This is a genomic window from Saccharopolyspora sp. NPDC045839, from assembly GCF_056431645.1.
In genome coordinates this window covers 1-18,509 of sequence record NZ_JBWKKH010000039.1, presented here as the reverse complement: position 1 = coordinate 18,509, position 18,509 = coordinate 1, and the positions used below count along the sequence as shown (strand labels likewise).

20 protein-coding genes are annotated in these 18,509 nt (G+C 68.1%); 10 read left to right on the top strand and 10 right to left on the bottom strand.

The features are described from left to right. Positions 1–288 precede the first annotated feature (288 nt). Positions 289–1,833, top strand: a complete 1,545-nt coding sequence (locus AC07EQ_RS36550) for an HNH endonuclease (protein ID WP_478392386.1) — start codon at positions 289–291, stop codon at positions 1,831–1,833. Positions 1,834–2,001: 168 nt separating this feature from the next. Here AC07EQ_RS36550 and AC07EQ_RS36545 read toward each other — a convergent pair whose 3' ends face one another. Further along, on the bottom strand, positions 2,002–2,286 hold the full coding sequence (locus tag AC07EQ_RS36545) for a hypothetical protein (RefSeq protein WP_478392385.1): 285 nt from the start codon (positions 2,284–2,286) through the stop codon (positions 2,002–2,004). 365 nt (positions 2,287–2,651) lie between these two features. Here AC07EQ_RS36545 and AC07EQ_RS36540 point away from each other — a divergent pair, with 365 nt between their 5' ends. From AC07EQ_RS36540 to AC07EQ_RS36525, 4 genes are all read left to right on the top strand, one after another. Continuing rightward, the gene (locus AC07EQ_RS36540) at positions 2,652–3,491 is read left to right on the top strand and encodes a helix-turn-helix domain-containing protein (RefSeq protein WP_478392384.1); all 840 of its coding nucleotides are present in this window, start codon (positions 2,652–2,654) and stop codon (positions 3,489–3,491) included. 5 nt (positions 3,492–3,496) lie between these two features. Then, on the top strand, positions 3,497–3,679 hold the full coding sequence (locus AC07EQ_RS36535) for a DUF397 domain-containing protein (protein WP_478392383.1): 183 nt from the start codon (positions 3,497–3,499) through the stop codon (positions 3,677–3,679). Positions 3,680–3,845: 166 nt separating this feature from the next. Then, positions 3,846–5,312: an AlkA N-terminal domain-containing protein gene (locus AC07EQ_RS36530; RefSeq protein WP_478392382.1), complete on the top strand. Its 1,467-nt coding sequence runs from the start codon at positions 3,846–3,848 to the stop codon at positions 5,310–5,312. A 13-nt stretch (positions 5,313–5,325) separates the two neighbouring features. Then, positions 5,326–5,832, top strand: a complete 507-nt coding sequence (locus AC07EQ_RS36525) for a methylated-DNA--[protein]-cysteine S-methyltransferase (RefSeq protein ID WP_478392381.1) — start codon at positions 5,326–5,328, stop codon at positions 5,830–5,832. A gap of 305 nt (positions 5,833–6,137) precedes the next feature. Here the strand turns inward: AC07EQ_RS36525 and AC07EQ_RS36520 are convergent, their stop codons facing one another. Then, on the bottom strand, positions 6,138–6,719 hold the full coding sequence (locus tag AC07EQ_RS36520; RefSeq protein WP_478392380.1) for a TIGR03086 family metal-binding protein: 582 nt from the start codon (positions 6,717–6,719) through the stop codon (positions 6,138–6,140). Positions 6,720–6,780: 61 nt separating this feature from the next. Here AC07EQ_RS36520 and AC07EQ_RS36515 point away from each other — a divergent pair, with 61 nt between their 5' ends. Then, positions 6,781–7,515: a DUF6597 domain-containing transcriptional factor gene (locus tag AC07EQ_RS36515; RefSeq protein ID WP_478392379.1), complete on the top strand. Its 735-nt coding sequence runs from the start codon at positions 6,781–6,783 to the stop codon at positions 7,513–7,515. Between the two features lie 282 nt (positions 7,516–7,797). Here AC07EQ_RS36515 and AC07EQ_RS36510 read toward each other — a convergent pair whose 3' ends face one another. Then, positions 7,798–8,289: a hypothetical protein gene (locus AC07EQ_RS36510; protein WP_478392378.1), complete on the bottom strand. Its 492-nt coding sequence runs from the start codon at positions 8,287–8,289 to the stop codon at positions 7,798–7,800. A 68-nt stretch (positions 8,290–8,357) separates the two neighbouring features. Here AC07EQ_RS36510 and AC07EQ_RS36505 point away from each other — a divergent pair, with 68 nt between their 5' ends. Then, positions 8,358–8,858: a MarR family winged helix-turn-helix transcriptional regulator gene (locus AC07EQ_RS36505; protein ID WP_478392377.1), complete on the top strand. Its 501-nt coding sequence runs from the start codon at positions 8,358–8,360 to the stop codon at positions 8,856–8,858. 27 nt (positions 8,859–8,885) lie between these two features. On the opposite strand, the gene AC07EQ_RS36500 is transcribed toward AC07EQ_RS36505, so the two are convergent. The 5 genes from AC07EQ_RS36500 to AC07EQ_RS36480 form a co-directional block, all read right to left on the bottom strand. Continuing rightward, complete coding sequence (locus AC07EQ_RS36500) at positions 8,886–10,028, bottom strand: alpha/beta hydrolase family protein (RefSeq protein ID WP_478392376.1); 1,143 nt, start codon at positions 10,026–10,028, stop codon at positions 8,886–8,888. Between the two features lie 77 nt (positions 10,029–10,105). Continuing rightward, positions 10,106–10,858, bottom strand: coding sequence for a MerR family transcriptional regulator (locus AC07EQ_RS36495; protein WP_478392375.1), 753 nt, complete (start codon positions 10,856–10,858; stop codon positions 10,106–10,108). A 101-nt stretch (positions 10,859–10,959) separates the two neighbouring features. Next, positions 10,960–12,066, bottom strand: coding sequence for a helix-turn-helix domain-containing protein (locus AC07EQ_RS36490; protein WP_478392374.1), 1,107 nt, complete (start codon positions 12,064–12,066; stop codon positions 10,960–10,962). 27 nt (positions 12,067–12,093) lie between these two features. Then, positions 12,094–12,786: a hypothetical protein gene (locus AC07EQ_RS36485; protein WP_478392373.1), complete on the bottom strand. Its 693-nt coding sequence runs from the start codon at positions 12,784–12,786 to the stop codon at positions 12,094–12,096. A gap of 80 nt (positions 12,787–12,866) precedes the next feature. Beyond that, positions 12,867–13,049 (bottom strand): hypothetical protein, encoded by a 183-nt coding sequence (locus tag AC07EQ_RS36480; protein WP_478392372.1) that lies wholly within the window; start codon positions 13,047–13,049, stop codon positions 12,867–12,869. A 165-nt stretch (positions 13,050–13,214) separates the two neighbouring features. Here AC07EQ_RS36480 and AC07EQ_RS36475 point away from each other — a divergent pair, with 165 nt between their 5' ends. Together AC07EQ_RS36475 and AC07EQ_RS36470 are read left to right on the top strand one after the other, a co-directional pair. Next, a complete protein-coding gene (locus AC07EQ_RS36475) occupies positions 13,215–14,498 on the top strand; it encodes an MFS transporter (RefSeq protein WP_478392371.1) in 1,284 nt (427 codons plus the stop codon). 11 nt (positions 14,499–14,509) lie between these two features. Then, a complete protein-coding gene (locus AC07EQ_RS36470) occupies positions 14,510–15,475 on the top strand; it encodes a phosphotriesterase family protein (RefSeq protein WP_478392370.1) in 966 nt (321 codons plus the stop codon). Positions 15,476–15,530: 55 nt separating this feature from the next. On the opposite strand, the gene AC07EQ_RS36465 is transcribed toward AC07EQ_RS36470, so the two are convergent. Next, complete coding sequence (locus AC07EQ_RS36465; RefSeq protein WP_478392369.1) at positions 15,531–16,907, bottom strand: serine hydrolase; 1,377 nt, start codon at positions 16,905–16,907, stop codon at positions 15,531–15,533. Next, on the bottom strand, positions 16,904–17,152 hold the full coding sequence (locus AC07EQ_RS36460; RefSeq protein WP_478392368.1) for a hypothetical protein: 249 nt from the start codon (positions 17,150–17,152) through the stop codon (positions 16,904–16,906). Before AC07EQ_RS36460 ends, AC07EQ_RS36465 begins: the two co-directional genes overlap by 4 nt. A gap of 189 nt (positions 17,153–17,341) precedes the next feature. Here AC07EQ_RS36460 and AC07EQ_RS36455 point away from each other — a divergent pair, with 189 nt between their 5' ends. Then, a complete protein-coding gene (locus tag AC07EQ_RS36455; protein WP_478392367.1) occupies positions 17,342–18,265 on the top strand; it encodes a GbsR/MarR family transcriptional regulator in 924 nt (307 codons plus the stop codon). Positions 18,266–18,509 lie beyond the last annotated feature (244 nt).

The window sequence follows — 18,509 nt, the reverse complement described above, 5'->3', positions numbered from 1 at the left end:
TGGTGTCCTTCGCGCTGCCCGGCAGGATAGACGCAGTCGAGAAGGTTTGATCGCTTAATCCGTTAGCTGCTAGCGGCAATCGCTGACGTCCTCGCTGCTGTCGGCTTGGTGAACACTGTGCCGCGTGGCAACAAGCTTGCGTGGCCGATCTTGCCACCTTCTCCAAACGGTTGGTCGCAAAACCAGATGTCTGGTTCGAAGCGTTCCATGAACATTCGCTGTGATCGTTGCAGACGACGAACGCTCATTTGTGGGCGGCTCGTCAGGGTGATCTATATCCTCGATCGAGTGACAGCAGAGGGCATCACCGCTGATCTGGTAAGGGCTGCGATCTCGGAGCACGACGAGCTCGGGCTGGCGTCGTTCTGCCGCCGGTACGGCTTCGACCGAGGCCGGGAGTACGTCATCACGGAGGACGGGCGGAGGTATGGGACAAAGGTCATCTTTGCTGCCGCTCACGGTCTGCTACCCGGTCGGGCTCCGTTGCTACCGCACGAGGTGGGCGAGGATGAGTTCGTCAACGCGGTGTTCGAGCGTGAGGGTTTCGCAGTCAGCGAGCTTCGGCCACCGACATGGACCCGGGCGGAGCTCGTCCTTGCCTGCTCGTTGTTGTTCAAGAACGGCAAGGAGGCTTTGCGCGCCACGGACCAGCAGGTGAAGGAGCTTTCTGCGCTGCTTCAGAAGTTGCCGCTCCATGAGCCGGAGGACCGCGGTCGGCAGTTCCGATCGGCAAACAGCGTGCAGCGGAAGCTGTACGACCTGATGACTCGATTGCCGAGCTATGCGAATGCCGAGACGAGGGCCGGACAGCTGGACCGGGTCGTGCTGCAGTCGTTCCTCGATGACGAGGAGGCGATGCACGCCGAAGCAGCTGCGATCAAGACCGCGCGTGCCGTGCCCAAGGCATGGGCGTTGTTCTCGTCGGAAGAACGCAAGTACGGCGGTAACACCGGCTACGACGATGTCCTGGGCGTGCAGTACGTCTACGACAACAAGGTGTCCAACTACCGCCGGGTTGAAGTCGGCGACCTGGTGGTGATCCGGGATGTGGCGGAGGTGCACGGTGTCGGCCGCATTCACCGGATTGAGCAACAGGCCGGAGTGACGAAGTCGCAGCTCGTCTGCCCGAAGTGCGACTCCGGGCGGTTCGATGAGCGGAAGGTGCAACGACCCAGGTACCGCTGTCGAACTGCGGCGTGTCTTATGGAGTTCGACGAACCGAGAGAGAGATTCGTCGAGGTCACTCAGTTCGTGGCTTTCTATGGTGGATTCTGGCGTCCGCTCGATGGGGCAATCGAACCAGCGGACCTCAAATCCGCGTTGTTGGACAGGGCCGATCAGAATGCGATCCGTTCGGTCGATCCGCAAAAGCTGCAGGCGATGTTGTCCGAATTATCGGTCCAACTGCCGCCAACGCAGTCCAGGGGCGGTGACACCAAGCGGACGCCGCTTCGTGGAGGGCGACGCCAGGCCACAACCAAGGTCCGCAACGGCCAGGGGACATTCCGCAAGGAGTTGCTGAAGAAGTACGGGGCGGTGTGCGCAGTGACCGGTGCTTGCCCGGTTGAGGTGCTGCAGGCTGCGCACCTCAAGGGGTTCGCCGAGCACGAGACGCACGAACTCGATGAAGGCGTCCTACTGCGCGCGGACGTGCATCTGCTGTTCGACAATGGTTTGCTCACGGTGGACCCGGAGTCGTGGCGGGTGGTGCTTGCGCCGTCGCTGGATGACTTCCGTGTATACACGGAGCTAGCCGGTGTCGAGTTCATCAGGGGACCGAGTCCGGAGGCAATAAGAAAGCACTTTGACGACGTAACGGCAATGTGGGCCTGAAGCGCAGGGTGATCGGTGACCGGGCGCGTGGGGAGGGGTATTCGCGCCCGGTCACCGGCGTGGGCCAGTGCGGCGGAGGTCGGGGGAAGCGCCGCACCGGCCCGGCTGGGGAGCCCTGAGTCGTGCGTGGGTGTTCCGCTAAGAACCGGAAGGATCACTCACGAGTGTTCAGGCGCGCAGGTGGTGGCGTCCGATGGGTTCGTCGGGGTCGGTGGTGGGGAATTCCGGTGTTATGCGGGGATGTTCGTGTTCCGACCCGTGCTCGTCTGCCGCTTCTCGGGTTTCGGCTTCGATGTCGGCGATGAGGTGCCAGACCGTGTAGGCACCTTCGCCACCTCCGGCATGCTGACCTGTCGTCACGAGCGCGAGTGTTCGGGTGGGGATCTGAGTGGTGAGCATGGCGAGGATCAGCAGGTTGAACAGGACGAATGTGCTGAGCTGAATCCAGAACATGGGTTTCTCCCTATTGTTGACGTTTCCGCTGGTCAGTCGTCGTGAGTGGTGATGGCTGCTAGAGCGGCCATCACCACTCACGACCACCCGGCGGTGATCCGTCGCCAGCAGTCCATGCAGGTGTCCTCGCGGATCCAGTCCACTTCGGAGCGATCGTGCAGCTCCGCTGCGTCCGCTTCCGCTCCGCCGTGACCGGGCGCCAGACATAGGTCAAGTAGTCGAGTGCGGACAAGGCGTCCTCCGTTGATGTCGTAGCAACGCTGTGTGCCATTCTGATTTCAGCGTGTGATCGATGTTGCTGCAACAAGCTCGAGAAGCTGCAACCTGATCAAGCTACGTACTGTCACACCAACGGAGGGAACGTCGTGCCTCGCAAGAAGCCTGGAGTTCGGGCTAGGGGTCTTGGAGCCGAGCTTGCGGCGATGCGGGAAGCCGCAGGACTCACGATGACGGGTGTCGCTGCGCAGCTCGGGTGGTCCAAGTCGACCCTGTCTCGTCTGGAGAATGGACTGCGCAACATCGTTCCGGAAGAAGTGGCAGCGTTGCTGGCGCTGTACGGGGTGACCGGGGCCGAGCGTGATCGGCTTATCGGGATGAGTAGGAGTCTCGACGAGCCCGGCTGGTGGGCTGTCGGTCTCCCTGGCCTGCCTTCGGAATCTGCGACCCTCGCTAGCTACGAAGCTGAAGCCTCACGCATGGTCAGTTGGGAACCGATGCTCGTTCCTGGCCTGTTGCAGACGCTGGAGTACTCGCGGTCCTTCATGCTTGCCGATGGGATTGCCCCTGACCAGGTAGAGCTCCGCTTGACGGCGCGTCTTCGGCGTCAGCAGGTGCTCCGTCGTCCGGGGATTGAGTACGTCGGCTTGATCGGTGAGGCCGCGCTTCGAGCGCTTGTCGGTGGTTCCGAGGTGATGAGTGAGCAGCTTTGCCACCTTGAGGAAGTCGCGAAGCTGAAGTCGGTCTCGGTGCGGGTTGTGCCGACCCGGGCTAGTGCACATCCGGGCATGGTTGGCGGGTTCCTGCTGATGGAGTTCCCGTCAGCGCGGCCCGTCGTGCACACCGAATTGGCCAGGTCTGCGGTGTTCCTTGATGAAGCGCCGATGACTGGGGCCTACTGCGAAGCGCTGGAACGCATCGACTTGGTGGCACTCAATGCGAGAGAATCTCAGCATCTGATAGCGGAGATCGAGCGTGAGCTGAGGTAGCAACCGTGCTGGATTGGTCCCGGGCAGAGTGGCGGAAGTCAAGCAGGTCGGGATCTACCTCGAACTGTGTCGAGGTAGCCAGGACCGTGGAGCTCGTCGGCGTCCGGGACTCGAAGGACCGAGGCGGGGCGAGGTTGGTTTTCGGGCTTGCGCAGTGGTCTGCGTTTGTCTCAGCGCTTAGGAGCTAGCGCCTGCGCGGTGTGCTGATTGCCCCGGCAGCTGGTTCGCGGTGATTAGGCCCGACGGGCCGCGTTCGTTGTCGGCGCCGGTGGCCTCTACGGCGGCTGAGCGGTGGGCACGTTGATGTCGTTTTTCCGCTAGCACCGGGTCCGTGGTGCGGCGATGCTGGTTGGCATGCATGAGGATGTGGCGCGGTGTGTTCGGGCCGTTCAGTCTAAGGACTCTCGGTTCGACGGGTGGTTCTTCACCTGCGTGATCAGTACCGGGATCTACTGCCGGCCCAGCTGTCCGGTGGTGCCTCCCAAGGTGGAGAACATGCGGTTCTACCCGAGCGCCGCCGCTGCTCAGCAGGCCGGGTTTCGGGCCTGCAAGCGGTGTCGACCGGATGCCAGTCCCGGGTCTCCGCAGTGGAACGAGCGGGCTGACCTCGTCGGGCGGGCGATGCGGTTGATCGCCGATGGGGTTGTTGACCGGGAGGGCGTTCCGGGGCTCGCCGCGCGGCTGGGGTACAGCGTGCGGCAGATTCAGCGACAGCTGCTGGCCGAGCTCGGGGCCGGGCCGCTCGCGCTGGCCAGGGCGCAGCGCGCGCAGACCGCGCGGCTGCTGATCGAGACCACCTCCGTGCCCATGAGCGATGTCGCGTTCGCCGCCGGTTTCGCCAGCGTGCGGACGTTCAACGACACCGTGCGCGAGGTCTTCGGGCTCGTTCCGAGCGAGTTGCGGGCGCGCGCTTCGAAGCGGCAGCCGGCCGCCGCCGGATCGTTGGCGTTGCGGTTGCCGTTCCGGGCGCCGTTGTGCCCGGACAACCTCTTCGGGCACCTCGCCGCGACCGCCGTGCCCGGGGTCGAGGAGTGGCGCGATGGGGCCTATCGCCGCACCTTGCGCCTGCCGCACGGGCACGGCGTCGTCACGCTCCGGCCGCAGCCCGAGTACATCGACTGCCGGCTGACCCTGACCGATCTGCGGGATCTGTCGGCCGCCATCACCCGCTGCCGCTGGCTGCTCGACCTGGACGCCGATCCGGTCGCCGTCGACGATCTCCTGCGCGCGGATCCGGTGCTCGCGCCGCTGGTCGAGAAGGAGCCGGGGCGGCGGGTACCGCGGACCGTCGACGCCGCCGAGTTCGCGGTGCGAGCCGTTCTCGGGCAGCAGGTTTCCACCGCTGCGGCCCGGACGCATGCAGCCCGCCTGGTCACCGCCCATGGCGAGCCCGTCGACGACCCGGCGGGCGGGCTGACCCACCTGTTCCCGGACGCGGCGGCGCTGGCCGAGCTCGACCCGGAGACGCTCGCCTTCCCGCAGTCGCGGCGCAAGACGATCACCACGCTGATCGGTGCCCTGGCCGGCGACGACATCGACCTCAGCGTCGGCAGCGACTGGCATCGGACCCGCGCTCAGCTCGCCGAGCTGCCCGGGTTCGGCCCGTGGACCGTCGAGACGGTCGCCATGCGCGCCCTGGGCGACCCCGATGCGTTCGTGCCGACCGATCTGGGCATCCGGTACGCCGCCCGTAACCTGGGTCTGCCCTCGACGCCCGCGGCGCTGACCAGACATGCGGCCGCTTGGCGCCCCTGGCGCGCGTACGCCGTGCAATACCTGTGGGCGACCGGCGACCACGCGATCAACCGGCTTCCCGCCTGAGGAGAGGATTTCCGTGCATTCGGTGAAGACCGTCATCGACAGCCCCGTCGGGCCGCTCACCCTCGTCGCCGTCGACGAGGCCCTGACCGGGATCTACATGGAGAGCCAGCGACACCGCCCGCCCGAGGAGACCTTCGGCGAGCCGGACGCCGCGCCATTCGGGCCGGTGATCGAGCAGCTGGGCGAGTACTTCGCGGGGCAGCGCAGCGAGTTCGACCTGGCCATGGCGCCGGCCGGCACCCCGTTCCAGCGCACGGTTTGGGCCGCCCTGTGCGAAATTCCTTACGGCGAAACGATTTCCTACGGCGAGCTGGCCGAGTGGATCGGCAAGCCCAGCGCCTCGCGGGCCGTCGGCCTGGCCAACGGCAAGAACCCGATCGGCATCATCGTGCCCTGCCACCGCGTCGTCGGCTCCAACGGCAACCTCACCGGCTACGGCGGTGGGCTGGACCGGAAGCAGCACCTGCTCGACTTCGAGCGGCGCAACCACGCGGGCGCGCAGGCGGCGTTCGACTTCTAGTCGCGCGCCGGGCGTGTCTGGGGGCGTTTTCGCGCGAAACCGTCGCCCCGCCCTCACGAGGAGCGCCGGTTTCGCGCGAAAACGGCGCTCCACGGTCGTCCGGAAACGACTGCTTGGGCTGAGCTCATGGCATCGGCGCGGGCGTCCACCCGGCGGTTCGCCCGCCGGTCTGATGGTGCTCGGCGGGCTGTTCCTGCTCGGCGCCATCGCGGACTGGAAGGGCAAGCTCGACCGGCGCCGCGCCCGCGCCGCCGGCTGAGGAGTGACCAGCGGGACCTTTCAAGCTCCCGTTAGCCCGGGCGTGGTCAGGGCGTCCAGGCGGGGTTGCGGCCGGTCCGGCCGAGGATCCGGTCCAGTGTGGACGCCGATGCCGGGACGGTGATCTCGGCGTCGTAGACGCCCATCGCCCGGCCCTGGTCGGCGGTTTTCGCGACCTCGTCGTGCACGTAGTCGAGGACGTCGTCGTCCGGCGCCACGCGCTGTCCGGTGGCCTTCGCCAGATCCCAGCCGTGCACCACAAGTTCCACCACGATCATGCCGCCGACCAGCGAGGCGGGCAGCTCCGTCGGGCCGCCCATGTGCGTGGTGCCCTCCCACGCGCCCGGCTCGCTCCACGAGCCCGCGGTGCGGTCCAGCAGCGCCACCAGGTCCGCCGCCCAGTCGCCGCCGGTCAGGTCGAGGTCCTGCTCGGCTTCGGCGGGCGGTGGCACCGTCTCCTTTCGCGCGGCGGCCTCCAGCGACGGCCCCCAGAACAGCAGGTGGTTCACCAGCTTGCGCACGTCGTACTCGGCGCACGGTGTCGGGGCGTCGAGCTGGTCGGGCTTGATGTTGCGAACGACCTCCCGCAGCGATGCGGCCGCGCGGGTCAGGAACTGAGCTTCGGACATGGCCCCAGACAAGCACGGCGGGCGGCCGACGTCTTGAACGAACGCGACATAGGATCCACCCGTGACCAGGGACGCCCGCGGACTCAGGGGTGCGTGGACGAAGTACCAGCGCCACGCCACCCACGCCCCGTCACCGGACCTCGCCCGCCACGTCGAGCGCTACTGGGTCGTTTCCTGGGACTACCGCGAGCCCTACCGGCAGCTGATCGTGCCCTTCCCGAACGTGCACCTGACGTTCCAGGACGGCGGCGCGACCGTGAACGGCGTCTTCAGCGGCCACCAGACCAGGGTGCTGGAAGGCCGCAGCGGGGTGTTCGGGGTGGCGTTCCGGCCCGGCTGCTTCCGGCCGTTCCTCGGCGCATCGGTCTCGGCGATCACGGACCGGTCGATCGACGCGCGCGAGATCTTCGGCCCGGGGCTGCCGGACGCGCCGGATGTGGCCGAGGTCGAGCGGTTCCTCCGGGCTCGCTTGCCGCAGCCCGACCCGAAGGCGGACGACGCTGCGGACATCGTCGCGCTGATCGCCGCGGAACCGGAGATCACCAGGGTCGACGCGCTCGCCGATGAGCTCGGCACGAGCGTCCGGCGGCTGCAGCGCCTGTTCGCGGAGTACGTCGGGATCGGGCCGAAGTGGGTGATCCGCCGCTACCGGCTGCGCGAGGCGACCGAGCGGATGGGGGAGGGGAACTGGGCGGCGCTCGCGGCCGAACTCGGCTACGCCGACCAGGCGCACTTCGCCCGGGACTTCAAGGACATGTTCGGCGAACCCCCGACCTGGTACGCCGAGCGGTGCTAGCGCGGCGGTGATTTCGCGCGAAATCACCCACCGCCCGCCACGGGAAGCGGTGATTTCGCGCGAAATCGCCAGCCCCCGGAGAGGCGACTTCGTGAGAAGCCCGGGGTGTCAGCGGCCCGGTCGGCGCCGGTCGCATCGAGGTCCCCTTCCCCGTTCGGGCACCGGACTCCGCACCCTCGGCGCGGGGTGGAGCCGCAGAGGAAACTGCGGTCGGGCCGGACGCGGCACACCGGCCGACGGCCGGCGTGCGGAGGCGTCCGCGACCGAAGTCGGGGGCAGGTCTCATGCGTTCGCGGGGCGAGCGCTGGTGGCGTGGAAGTACGCCGCGACGGTGACCATGACGGCCAGTGCTACCGGCGCGAACGCGACCGCGAAGTCCACCGGGCGGGCCGCCATGAGGAACGCGCCGGCCAGGGTGAACGCCGGTGCGCCCCACTGGACCGCCGCGGTTCCCGCGTTCGCCTGGCGGGACAGCCGGCCCGGCCGGCGCAGCAGCCTGTTCGTGTAGATCGAGGTCGCCAGGATCGAGATGCTGGAGGCGATCCCGGCCGCGACCCAGGCGCCGACCTCGGAACCCTGCCGCAGCAGGATTCCGCCGCTGACCGCGACCAGGACGTTGACCAGCGGTATCACGTTCACCAGCACCTCAAGTCCGGGCGCGCGCTGCCCGGCCGCGTCGCGGCGGAGCCGGCTGAGCTCGGCGGTCTGCACGCCGAGCATGACGGTGAGCAGCAGGGCGAGGGTGACGTGGACGGCCAGCACCGTGCTGTGCATGGGAGCTCCTCCAGGTTGCTTCGGAAATCAGATTAGTTTGGATCTCCAAACATAGATATCATGGTGTCGTGACCGCAACGCCCGAGACGAGTCCCGACGCGCCGCGCCCCACTTCGGCGGAATTGCTGGTGCTCGGCCAGGTCCCGCTGATCGCGGCGTCGTTCCGGCGCGTGCGCAGCGAGATGCCCGAACAGCTGCGCACGACCTTCGAGGAGCACAGCCTGAGCGCACGGCACGGCGCGGTGCTCACCCAGCTCATGGCCGGGGAGCCGGCGAGCGTCAGCGAGCTCGCGAAGCGACTGCGGCTGTCGCTGTCGACCGTGAGCGAACTGGTCGGCGCGCTCGGCCGGTCCGGGCTCGTCGTGCGCGAGGAAGACCCCGCCAACCGCAGGCGGACCCTGGTGTCCTTTCCGCCGGGAGTCCGGGCGGTGTACGAGGAGTTCGTCGCCATCCGCTGCGCGCCGCTGGTTCGGGCGATGTCGAAGCTCTCGGCGCGCGACCGGGCAGGCTTCCTCGCCGGGCTCTCGGCCTGGGCGGACGAAGAGCGGGAGATGGACGGACGTGGCTGACCACAGTGGACCCGTCGCCGGAGCCCGTCAGCGGGGTAGGTGCCGTGCGAAGAACGTGCGCACGTGGTCGCGGATCGCGGGCACCGATTCGGCCGGGTCGACCGCGCCGACCAGCTTCGCCCGGTCCTCGGCGCTCATCAGCCCGGCGTCCTGGAGCTGGGGTGCTTGGGCCCCGTAGTCGGTGAACACCCAATGTGTGGCGTTGTCGAGCTGTTCCCAGCGGGTGCATCCCCGGTGGGCGAGCATCGCCGTCCAGGTGCGCTCGAAGCGCTCGTCGCGGAAGCCGTCGGTGCCCAGCAGCAGCAACGGCCGGTCCACGCCGTCCCGGGCGACCGGGAGCAGTTCGCCGCCCTGGCCAGGTTGTTCCGGCTGGTAGTCGAGGTAGCCCTCCATGTTGACGGCGGCGTCGAGGCGCTGGTCCTCGTACAGCGCCTCGGTCACCGTCGCGCCGCCCGCGGAGTGGCCGTACGCGCCGACCCGCCGCAGGTCCAGCGCCCGGCCGAGGTTCTCGGGCAGCGCGCGAGCTTCCGCGTCCGGATTGCGCCCGGCGGCCAGGTCGTCCAGCCGGTCCAGGACGAACCGGGTGTCGGCGACCCGGGTGTCGAGCATGGTGCGGAACAGCTCCGGGTCGGTCCGGGGATCGCCGGGGATGTCGATCGTGCGCACCCGGCCGCCGGGGAATTCGACCTCGCTGGTTTCGCCGGGGTGGTCGATGGTCACCACGACGTTGCCGTGGCTGGCGAGTTCTTCGGCGAGCCCGGTGCCGATGGTGCGCGGGTCGGCGCCGCCCGGGCTGTAGAGCAGCACCGGGCGCGCGACGGGCTGGGCGGGCGCGCCGGTGTGCGAGTGGGTCGCGGTGGCCGCCCAGTCCACGCCCTCGTCCGGCAGCTCCGGATGCAGGTAGACAGGGTCGAAACCCTTGAACACCTCCGCCGCCGCGGGCGTCAGCTGCGGTGCGACTTGGTATCCGCGGACGGTGCTCGCGGGGTAGAACACCGTGACCATCAGTTCCCTGGCGGCGCCGTTCCACGGGTCGGTCCGGTCGCGGTCGACCAGGTGCAGCATCGTGGTGCCGAGCCGGTGCGGTCCGGTCGGCGCCGGTAGCCGCAAGGTCGTCGGCTCCGCGTGCGCGGTGCCGCTTGCGGCGGGGATCGTCGTTGTGCGCAACATGTTTTCCCTTCCGTTCCCAGGGCATGACAGGTCGAGCCCGCAACTTCCGTTCGGGCCTTTCGTCGAACCGGCCGGGTTCAGTTCTTCCGCATGACCGCGCAGGCGCGGTCCAGGTAGTCCAAGAAGTCCTCGCCGAACATGAAGCCGCGGTCGTCGGGGATGGCGCGTTCCCGGAGGAAGCGGAGCATCGCCTGCAGGATCGCGGGATCGCCGCCGGTGAACAGGTCGCCGAGCTCGAACAGGCGCCGCGTGGCGCGCTGCACCTCGGGATCGTCCACCGGGTCGTCGGCCTCGCAGTGCCGCACCAGCTTCGCCGCCACCAGCGGCCATTCCGCGTCCAGCAGCTTCCTGCCCGCCGCGCCGAGCGCGTCGGCGCGTTCGTCCAGGACTGCCTGCTGCTCGTCGGTGATGTACTGGTCGATCGTGGTCATCCGGCCCAGCGCGGTGAGGAACTCGCCGCCTTCCGGGCGCCACGAGCCGTCCAGCTGCTCCAGCAGGTTCCTGGTCCGGTTCCGCAGCGCGTCCAGCCGGCTCGCCTGCTCGTCGAGCTGGTCGAGGTGGCCGACCAGCACTTCGCGCAGCGCGGCGGGATCGGCCAGCACGTCGCCGATCTCCTCCAGCGACATCCCCAGCTGCCGCAGCAGCCGGATCTGGTAGAGCCGCTGCAGGTCCTGCTCGGTGTACCGGCGGTGCCCGGACCGGGTTCGCTCGCCGGCCCGCAGCAGCCCGAGCTCGTCGTAGTGGTGCAGCGTGCGCACGGTCAGGCCGGTAGCCCTGGCCAGCGCCCCAACGCTCCAAAGCGGCTGCTTCTCGCCCCCGGTTCCGGTCACGGGAACGACACTAGAACCTCCCGCTACGTCAGGTTCAACACCCGATTCGGCGCGTAACCGATCCCCAGCGCACGTGAGCCGCGACCGTCACCTGCGTGTGATCAGCTAGGTGCAATCGGGGTTAGTCGCGGCTGCCGGGCAGTTCTCTTGCCATCAAAACCTCGACCCGTGCCGGTACCCGGCACTGCGGTGATGCTGAGCCCGAGCATGAGATTGGTCAGATCCTCTAATGGGAGGCAGAGTTCATCGGCGACGTCGACAAGGCTGATCCGCTGTCCGCGAAGCGCACGCAAGACCTTCGTCAACAGTTGAGAATTTTCCCGGGGAACCCCACCGGGTTCGGCCCCTCGGAACCCCTGCTGGCTGAGTTCCACGCATGCGGATCGATAGTGATCGCCCGTGAGAAGCCCGAGGTCACGAAGCCGGTGCGTTAGCGCCATGGCCGACACTCGCCAAATGGCCCTGCCCTCGATGATCTGACTTGTCAGCGGTTCTCTTGGCATATGACTGAGCACGCTCGTGCGCGGCATGAGGAAAGCGCTCGCAAAGGCGTTGGCTTCATCTTCTGCTTCCTGCGACGGTAGCTCCGCAGCCCCTGAGTGGAGCACCAGGTGTCCGAGTTCGTGTGCGACATCGAACCGGCCGCGTTCCCCCGAAGTGAGGGTGTTGAGGAAGATGAACGGCCGCCCTCCGTGCCAAAGTGAAAAAGCGTCGACCTCGGCATCTTCTGGTGACAGGGCGAACAGTCGAACGCCGCGTGACTCCAGGAGGTGCACCATGTTCGTCGTCGGTTTGAGCTCGATGCCCCATGACGCCTGCACCATCTCCGCTGCGATCTCCGGGTCCACCCGATCGATGATCGGTACTGCGGCTTCCGGCAGGTCGAAACGGCTTTCAAGCCAACGGTTGAACTCCACTGCGAAAACGGCCGAGCTCGTCGCGGCATCGCGTTTGATCGCTGCGGTCTTCTTGCGAGCCCGGAAAGAAGGCGCACCCGATGCGATCTCATCGGGTTCAGGTGCCGCGAAGAAGTTCAGCGGGAACCTGAGTTGCTCCACGAGGGAAGCCAGTGCCGCGCGGTCGGGTTCCAGTCGGCCGCGTTCGTAGTCGCCGATGCGCCTTGCGGTAACTCCTGTCCGTCTTGCCAGTTCAGCCTGAGTCAGCCCACGACGTCGGCGGGCAAGTGCGAGGCGGCCTGGCGAGAACATGACTCCGCCATTGTCCACCCGTCGCGGTCAGCCCAACCCAGCACCGGGCTGAAGAGCTCGAACGTAGACATCGATCTCGTCCGGGTCCTCGGGTCCTCCGGGCATCACGATGGGGGCGAACCGGAGCGGTGGAAAGACCAGTCGTTCTCTCCAGGACGTGATGTGGCTGTCGGGAGAGATCGGGGCAGCCAACGAGACCTCTCTGCGCACCATGAACTCGTCGCCGACATCGAGGGGATAGGTCACAAGGAACCACACGTCCATCGCAGCGAGGTCTTCGATGTCAAGATGCCCGCGGTTGCTCGACTGCGTCAGGTCGAGATCGAGTGTCGGCTGCCCGGTACCTTGCGCTGTAGCCTCAGCAACCACCGCGCCCTTCGGGTACTTGCTCCGGGGGCCCGTCTTCGAGCGGGCGTCGCCCGTGTTCTGGTCACCCAACAAGACACCCAATGCCCTGCTCTTGTGGGCTTCGTACACCAACGGCACGTTGCGTGGATCCGCGTATCTCCAGCTGGCCTCAGCCACTACGCGGCGACGGAGCTCACCTACCCGTGCGATCCAGTCCTTGAGGCCGGGCGCAGATCGGGGCTCGAAGTCGTTGTTGGAACGCCTAGCGTTCACTCCGGCTCGGATGGCCTCATCAACCTGAGCGATATCGAGCCCAAGCTCTTCAAGGCGGCGTTCCGCAGCCGTACCGGTCCGGACGATCGTGCCTGACATCAAGCCCTCCCCAGCGCCGATGATCTGTTTCTAACGAAAGTGGATCTCCCTGGGAAACCGCCAATCGGGGCGGCGTCGCCTTACGTGGTCAACTCCCCGCCGTCAGCGACCATGCGGCCGTTGTGGATCACCGACCGGTCGCGGCCGCGGTCCATCACGGCGGAGGCTACGATTTCGCCGTCGACGAGTAGCAGGCCTGCCTGCGGGAACGCGATGCTCTCGACGTCGCAGCGGTCGCGGTGCGCCCCCTTCGCGGCCAGCACTCCTCCGAAGCGCTCCAGCCCGCATTTCGCCGATGCCGGAATCCACTGTGGACGTGTGGAGGCGGGTCTTGCGGCCCTCGGCCGGCCGCCTTACGATCCCTGCTACTCGATCGATCGATCGACGGACCCGGTCCGATCGGATCGGCTCGCGGCGGGAGTGATGGGATGCACGGCACCAGAGAACTGCGGCGAGTCGCTTCCGCGGCGTTCATCGGCACGGCGTTGGAGTGGTACGACTACTTCCTCTTCGGCGCGGCGGCCGCGCTGGTCTTCGACCGCGTGTTCTTCCCGGACCTCGATCCGGGCGTCGGCCTGATCGCCTCCTTCCTCACGTTCGCGGTCGGCTTCGTCGTCCGGCCGCTGGGCGGGATCCTGTTCGGGCACATCGGCGACCGCCTCGGCCGCCGCCGGGCGCTGACCGCCACCCTGCTGATCATGGGCCTGTCCACCGGCGCGATCGGCCTGCTGCCGGGATACCAGCAGATCGGCTTCATGGCCCCGGTGCTGCTCGCCGTTCTGCGCTGCCTGCAAGGGCTTTCCGCGGCCGGCGAGTGGTCCGGGGCGACGCTCATGGCGGTCGAGCACGCGCCAGAGGGGCGGCGCGGCTGGTACGGCGCGATGCCGCAGTACGGGGCGCCGGCGGGGACGCTGCTGTCCAGCGGCGCGATGGCGTTGGCGACGCTGCTCCCCGAGGAGCAGTTCGTGGCGTGGGGCTGGCGGATCCCGTTCCTGGCTTCGTTCGCGCTGCTGCTGGTCGGCTTCCAGGTCCGGCGCCGGATCGAGGAATCCCCTTTGTTCGAAAGGGAATCCCGGGAGAAGGTGCCCGTCCTGGCGGTGCTGCGGGGCCATTGGCGGGAGGTGGTGATCGCGTTGTCGGCGACCATCGCCAACACCGGCGGCCTGTACCTGCTGACGACGTTCCTGGTCGGCTACGGCACGACCGCGCTCGGCCTGCCCAGGCACGTGATGCTCGCGGCGACGCTGATCCCGGCGGCGCTGGAGTTCCCGGTGATGGCGCTGAGCGCCCGGCTGGCCGACCGGTTCGGCCCGGGCCGGATGTGCGTTGTCGGCTCGCTGCTCTCGGCGATCACCGCATTCCCGGTGTTCCTGCTGGTCGACACGCGATCCCCGGTGCTGGTGGTGCTGGGCGCCGCCGTCGGGATCGGCATGCTCACCATCACCTATGCGGCGCTGGGCACCCTGATCGCGTCGATCTTCCCGCCGTCGCTGCGTTACACGGGCGTCGCGATGGGCGTCAACCTCGCCGGGGTGGTCGGCGGGCTGCTGCCGTACTTCGCCACCCAGCTGCTCGTGCTGTCCGGCAACGCTTCCTGGCCCGCGGCGACGCTGCTGCTCGTGATCGCGGTGTGGAGCCTGCTCGGCAGCCTGGCCGCGCAGCGCCGCCTGGGGACGAAAAGCCAAGCGCGCCAACCCGAATCGGTGGCCTGAGAGGAATGAGCATGCCCAATGCGATGACCACATCAGGTCCGGTCGACCGCGACCGGCTCGGCCCGACCCTGCCGCACGAGCACCTGTTCATCAACCTGCTCCGCGAGCGCCGCGGCGACGGCCTGATCACCGACGAGCGGCTGGTCACCGCCGAAGTCGGCGCGTTCGCCGAACTCGGCGGCGGCACGATCGTGGACCTCACCTCCGCGGAACTGACCGTCGGAGCCGCCCCGGACCCCCGCAGCGACGCCGCAGGCGACACCCGGGACCCGGAGAACGTCCTGGCCGTCGCGCGCGTCGCGAAGGCCGCCGGGCTCAACGTGGTGCTGGGCACCGGGCACTACCGAGACCCGTTCCTGGACCGGGACTGGTTCGACCGGCACGACCCGGACCAGATCGCCGAGCGGCTGGTCCGGGACCTGACCGAAGGCTTCCCGGGGACCGGCACCCGGGCCGGCATCATCGGCGAGATCGGCGCCGACAAGTGGTACATCTCGGCGGCGGAGGAGCGCTCCTTCCGGGCCGCCGCCCGCGCCCACCGCGCAACCGGGGCGGCGATCTACACCCACGCGGCGCGCTGGCCGGTCGGGCTGCCGCAGCTCGACCTGCTCGCGGCGGAGGACGTCGCGCCGGAGCGGATCGCGATCGGGCACTGCGACCTGGTCGAGAAGCCGGGCTACGCGCTGGAAATCGCGCGGCGCGGGGCCTACGTCGGGATCGACACCATCTTCACGGCGAACCCGCACGAGGTGCGGCGGCGCGTGGCGCTGGTGGTCGAGCTCGCGCGAGCGGGACATCTCGACCAGATCCTGCTCTCCCACGACGTCTGCGTGAAATCGCAGCTCAGCGCATACGGCGGCACCGGCTACACGTTCCTGCACTCGACTTTCCGAGACGCCTTGCGGGCGGCGGGGATCGACGACGGGGAGTTCGAGCGGATCACGGAGGACAACCCGGCCCGACTGCTCTGCGGCTGACCCCGTGCTGAAGCGGCGCTTCCAGCGCCAGCCGACGCGAGCGAGGTCCGCACGGTCAACCCGATCGCGGGTGCACCCGGCTGTTGGTGTGGAGGTATCGGGCAGCGCCGTCCGCGAAGTCGTAGATCGCGACCGTCTGGGTGTCTTCCAAGGAATCCGCCGGCGGCATCAGGAAATGCGTCTCGCTCACCGGGAGCAGCTCGTACCTGATGCGGTCCGGTTTCTGGAGGAACTCCGCCTGCATCGGGTCGAGGACCAGGGTCAGGTGCAGCCTTCCGCCTTCGGCTGAGACCTCGTAGCGGGCGCCGGGGCGCTCGTAGACGCCGACATAGCTGGACAGGTCGAGGTTCCGCGTCGCGTCCGGTGCGGGCAGGTCCGGGACGGTGACCGTGCCGAGGTCGGTCAGGATCTCGTTGAACACCTCGCGGTAGAAGCTTTCCCGCGGCCCGCCGTTGGTCAGCATCGCGATGGCGGTGTTCGAGTCCGGCAGGAGCCGTAGCCGGGCGTTCTGGCCGATCGTGCTGCCGTCGGTCGCGTAGACGGTTTCGCCGTGCCAGTCGCACGCGATGAGACCGAGCGCCCATTCCGGCCCGAACATGTACGGGTCCGGTACGGGCACCCGCGAACGCATCATCTCCCGGATGCTCTCGGCCGAGACGATCCGCTTTCCGTTCGCCGCCGTGCCTTCGTCGAGCAGGACGTGCGCCATTGCGAGCACCTCCCGGGCCGTCGAGGTGATGCCCCCGCCGGGGTCGAAGGCGCGCGGCAGGTAGTCCACCGGGGTGACGATGGGGCCTTCTTCCGGGGAACGGATCAGGTGGCCGGTCGCGGCGCGGGTTTCGTCCACCTGCACGCGTCGGCTGCTCGTGCTGGTCAGACCCATGGGTTCGAAGAGGCGATCCCGCATGACGTCGTCCCAGCGCTTGCCGTCGTGCACCTCCAGGATCCGCGCGAGGATCGCGTAACCGAGCGCCGCGCTGTAACCGTGGGTGTGGCCGACCGGGAAGACCTGGGGCGCGTCGGCGATGTTCTCGACCATGCGCTCGTAGACGTCGTCTTCTTCGCCGGGATCGCCGTAGGTTTCCTCGATACCGCTGATGTGGCACAGCAGGTGCCGTGGGGTGACCGTGGCGCTCGCCTCCGGATCGGCAACCGTGAAACCGGGCAGATAGGTCCGCACCGGTTCGTCCAGATCGACTTTCCCCTCGTCGACGAGCTGCATGAAGGCCAGCGCGGTCCACGTCTTGGTCATGGAGCCGCACTGGTAAACGGTGTCCGTCGTAACGGGTTCCCGCGTTTCCACGTTCTTGACACCGACCGCGAGCTCGGCGAGTTCTCCGCCGTGGAGCACACCGATCGCGGCGCTCGGGATGCCGTACTCCGCCAGGAGTTCCGTGACCCGGGCTCGAATCCGCGGCACGTCGATCGTCATCGCGGGAGACCGACCGCGTTCGCGGCGTCCGCTTCGAAGTACTCCGTCGTGGCACAGGCGCCGGTGTGCGCCTCGAAGAAGTCCCGAACGGCATCGATGGAGTCGTGGTCGATGACGTTGACCGCCTTGGCCCCGTCCTTGCTCGCGACCGCCAGCTTCCACTTGGCGCCCTTGGGGAGCTTGGCGTGCGCCGTCTTCAGGCCACTCCAGAACTTGCCGTCGTCCGAGACGGTCGATATGGCCATCACGTGCATCGTTGTGCCCTCTCTTTCGGAATGATGAAAAGCTACGTTGCGTTTCAGATTTGGTCAACGACATGAGAGTGCAAAACAGTAGTTGAAAACCAATCGTTGCAACAGGATTGTGAATGAATGCAACTGTCCAAATGGGATCGTTGCAATGTACTGTCGATGAATGCAAGAGGAGGTGTGCCGGTGCCAGGAGGCAGGCTGACCCACGAGGACCGCCGGCGGATCGCGGCATGGCTGGCCGACGGGCTCGGTTACGCGGAGATCGGCCGTCGGCTCGGCCGGCCGACCTCCACGATCAGCCGCGAGGTGGCGCGAAACGCCGCATCAGGCGACTACCTGGCCGACCACGCGCAGCAGGCCGCCGGCCACCGTGCCCGCCGACGCAAGCCGACCCGGCCGGCCGAGCCGGCGACCGACGGGCAGCCGACCGAGGTGAAGCGCGGCTTCGTGGACCAGTTCGCGGCCCGGCTGACCGCGACCGGCCTGCCCCGGATGACCGCCCGGGTGTTCGTCTGCCTGCTCACCGCCGACGCCGACGGGCTGACGGCAGCCGACCTGGTGGACCGGCTGCAGGTCAGCCCGGCATCGGTGTCCAAGTCCATCGGCTACCTCGAAGCCATGGAATTGGTGGTGCGCCAACAGGATCCCGGTGGGCGCCGCGAGCGGTACGCCATCGACGACGACGTCTGGCTTCGGGCGTGGCAGGCCGACACCGGCGCACACGGCGAGATCGCCACCGCCGCACAGCGGGGCATCGAGATCTTCGGCGCCGACACGACCGCCGGTGACCGGCTCGGCAAGATGGGCCGGTTCTTCGCCAGGCTCAGCGAGCAGATGAGCGGCAGCACCCTCGCCGAGGCCGTCGTGCACGACGCGCTGACCGTGCTCGCCGCCCTCGTGCACGCCGGCCGACCGGTCGCCCTGGACGTGCTGGCCACCGCGCTCGACTGGCCCCGGGAGCGTGCCACCGCCGCGCTGGACGCGATCCAGCGTCAACCGGCGATCGCCGATCCCCTCGCCCTGCGGGCCAGCGGGCCCGAGACGTACGTCCTCACCACGAGACCGGACCGCCTGAGCCCGGCGCAACGCGCAGCACTCGAGAAGTGAGTCGGCGCGCCCTCGATATGGGCGCCGGCATGCGCAGGTCGGCTCGGGGCGGAGCGCCTTCCGGTAGGTGCGGGCCGGGGCGCTTCCCACGCCGGACGCCGTCGGCACCCGGACCCCTCCGAGCACGTCACCCAGGGGTGTGGTCTTGGCGTTTTCGATGCTCCTATTGTTTGTCAAGTGGTGGTGAGGGCGAGGTCTGTGGTGATGGTGCGGTAGATCTTGCGGGCGAGGTAGCGTTTCAGGC

Bases quoted from the DNA above. Each gene is read 5' to 3' on its own strand.
- AC07EQ_RS36545 (WP_478392385.1), bottom strand. From the start codon at position 2,286: ATGTTCTGGATTCAGCTCAGCACATTCGTCCTGTTCAACCTGCTGATC.
- AC07EQ_RS36530 (WP_478392382.1), top strand. From the start codon at position 3,846: ATGCATGAGGATGTGGCGCGGTGTGTTCGGGCCGTTCAGTCTAAGGAC.
- AC07EQ_RS36520 (WP_478392380.1), bottom strand. From the start codon at position 6,719: ATGTCCGAAGCTCAGTTCCTGACCCGCGCGGCCGCATCGCTGCGGGAG.
- AC07EQ_RS36510 (WP_478392378.1), bottom strand. From the start codon at position 8,289: ATGCACAGCACGGTGCTGGCCGTCCACGTCACCCTCGCCCTGCTGCTC.
- AC07EQ_RS36500 (WP_478392376.1), bottom strand. From the start codon at position 10,028: ATGTTGCGCACAACGACGATCCCCGCCGCAAGCGGCACCGCGCACGCG.
- AC07EQ_RS36490 (WP_478392374.1), bottom strand. From the start codon at position 12,066: ATGTTCTCGCCAGGCCGCCTCGCACTTGCCCGCCGACGTCGTGGGCTG.
- AC07EQ_RS36485 (WP_478392373.1), bottom strand. From the start codon at position 12,786: ATGTCAGGCACGATCGTCCGGACCGGTACGGCTGCGGAACGCCGCCTT.
- AC07EQ_RS36475 (WP_478392371.1), top strand. From the start codon at position 13,215: ATGCACGGCACCAGAGAACTGCGGCGAGTCGCTTCCGCGGCGTTCATC.
- AC07EQ_RS36470 (WP_478392370.1), top strand. From the start codon at position 14,510: ATGCCCAATGCGATGACCACATCAGGTCCGGTCGACCGCGACCGGCTC.
- AC07EQ_RS36465 (WP_478392369.1), bottom strand. From the start codon at position 16,907: ATGACGATCGACGTGCCGCGGATTCGAGCCCGGGTCACGGAACTCCTG.
- AC07EQ_RS36460 (WP_478392368.1), bottom strand. From the start codon at position 17,152: ATGGCCATATCGACCGTCTCGGACGACGGCAAGTTCTGGAGTGGCCTG.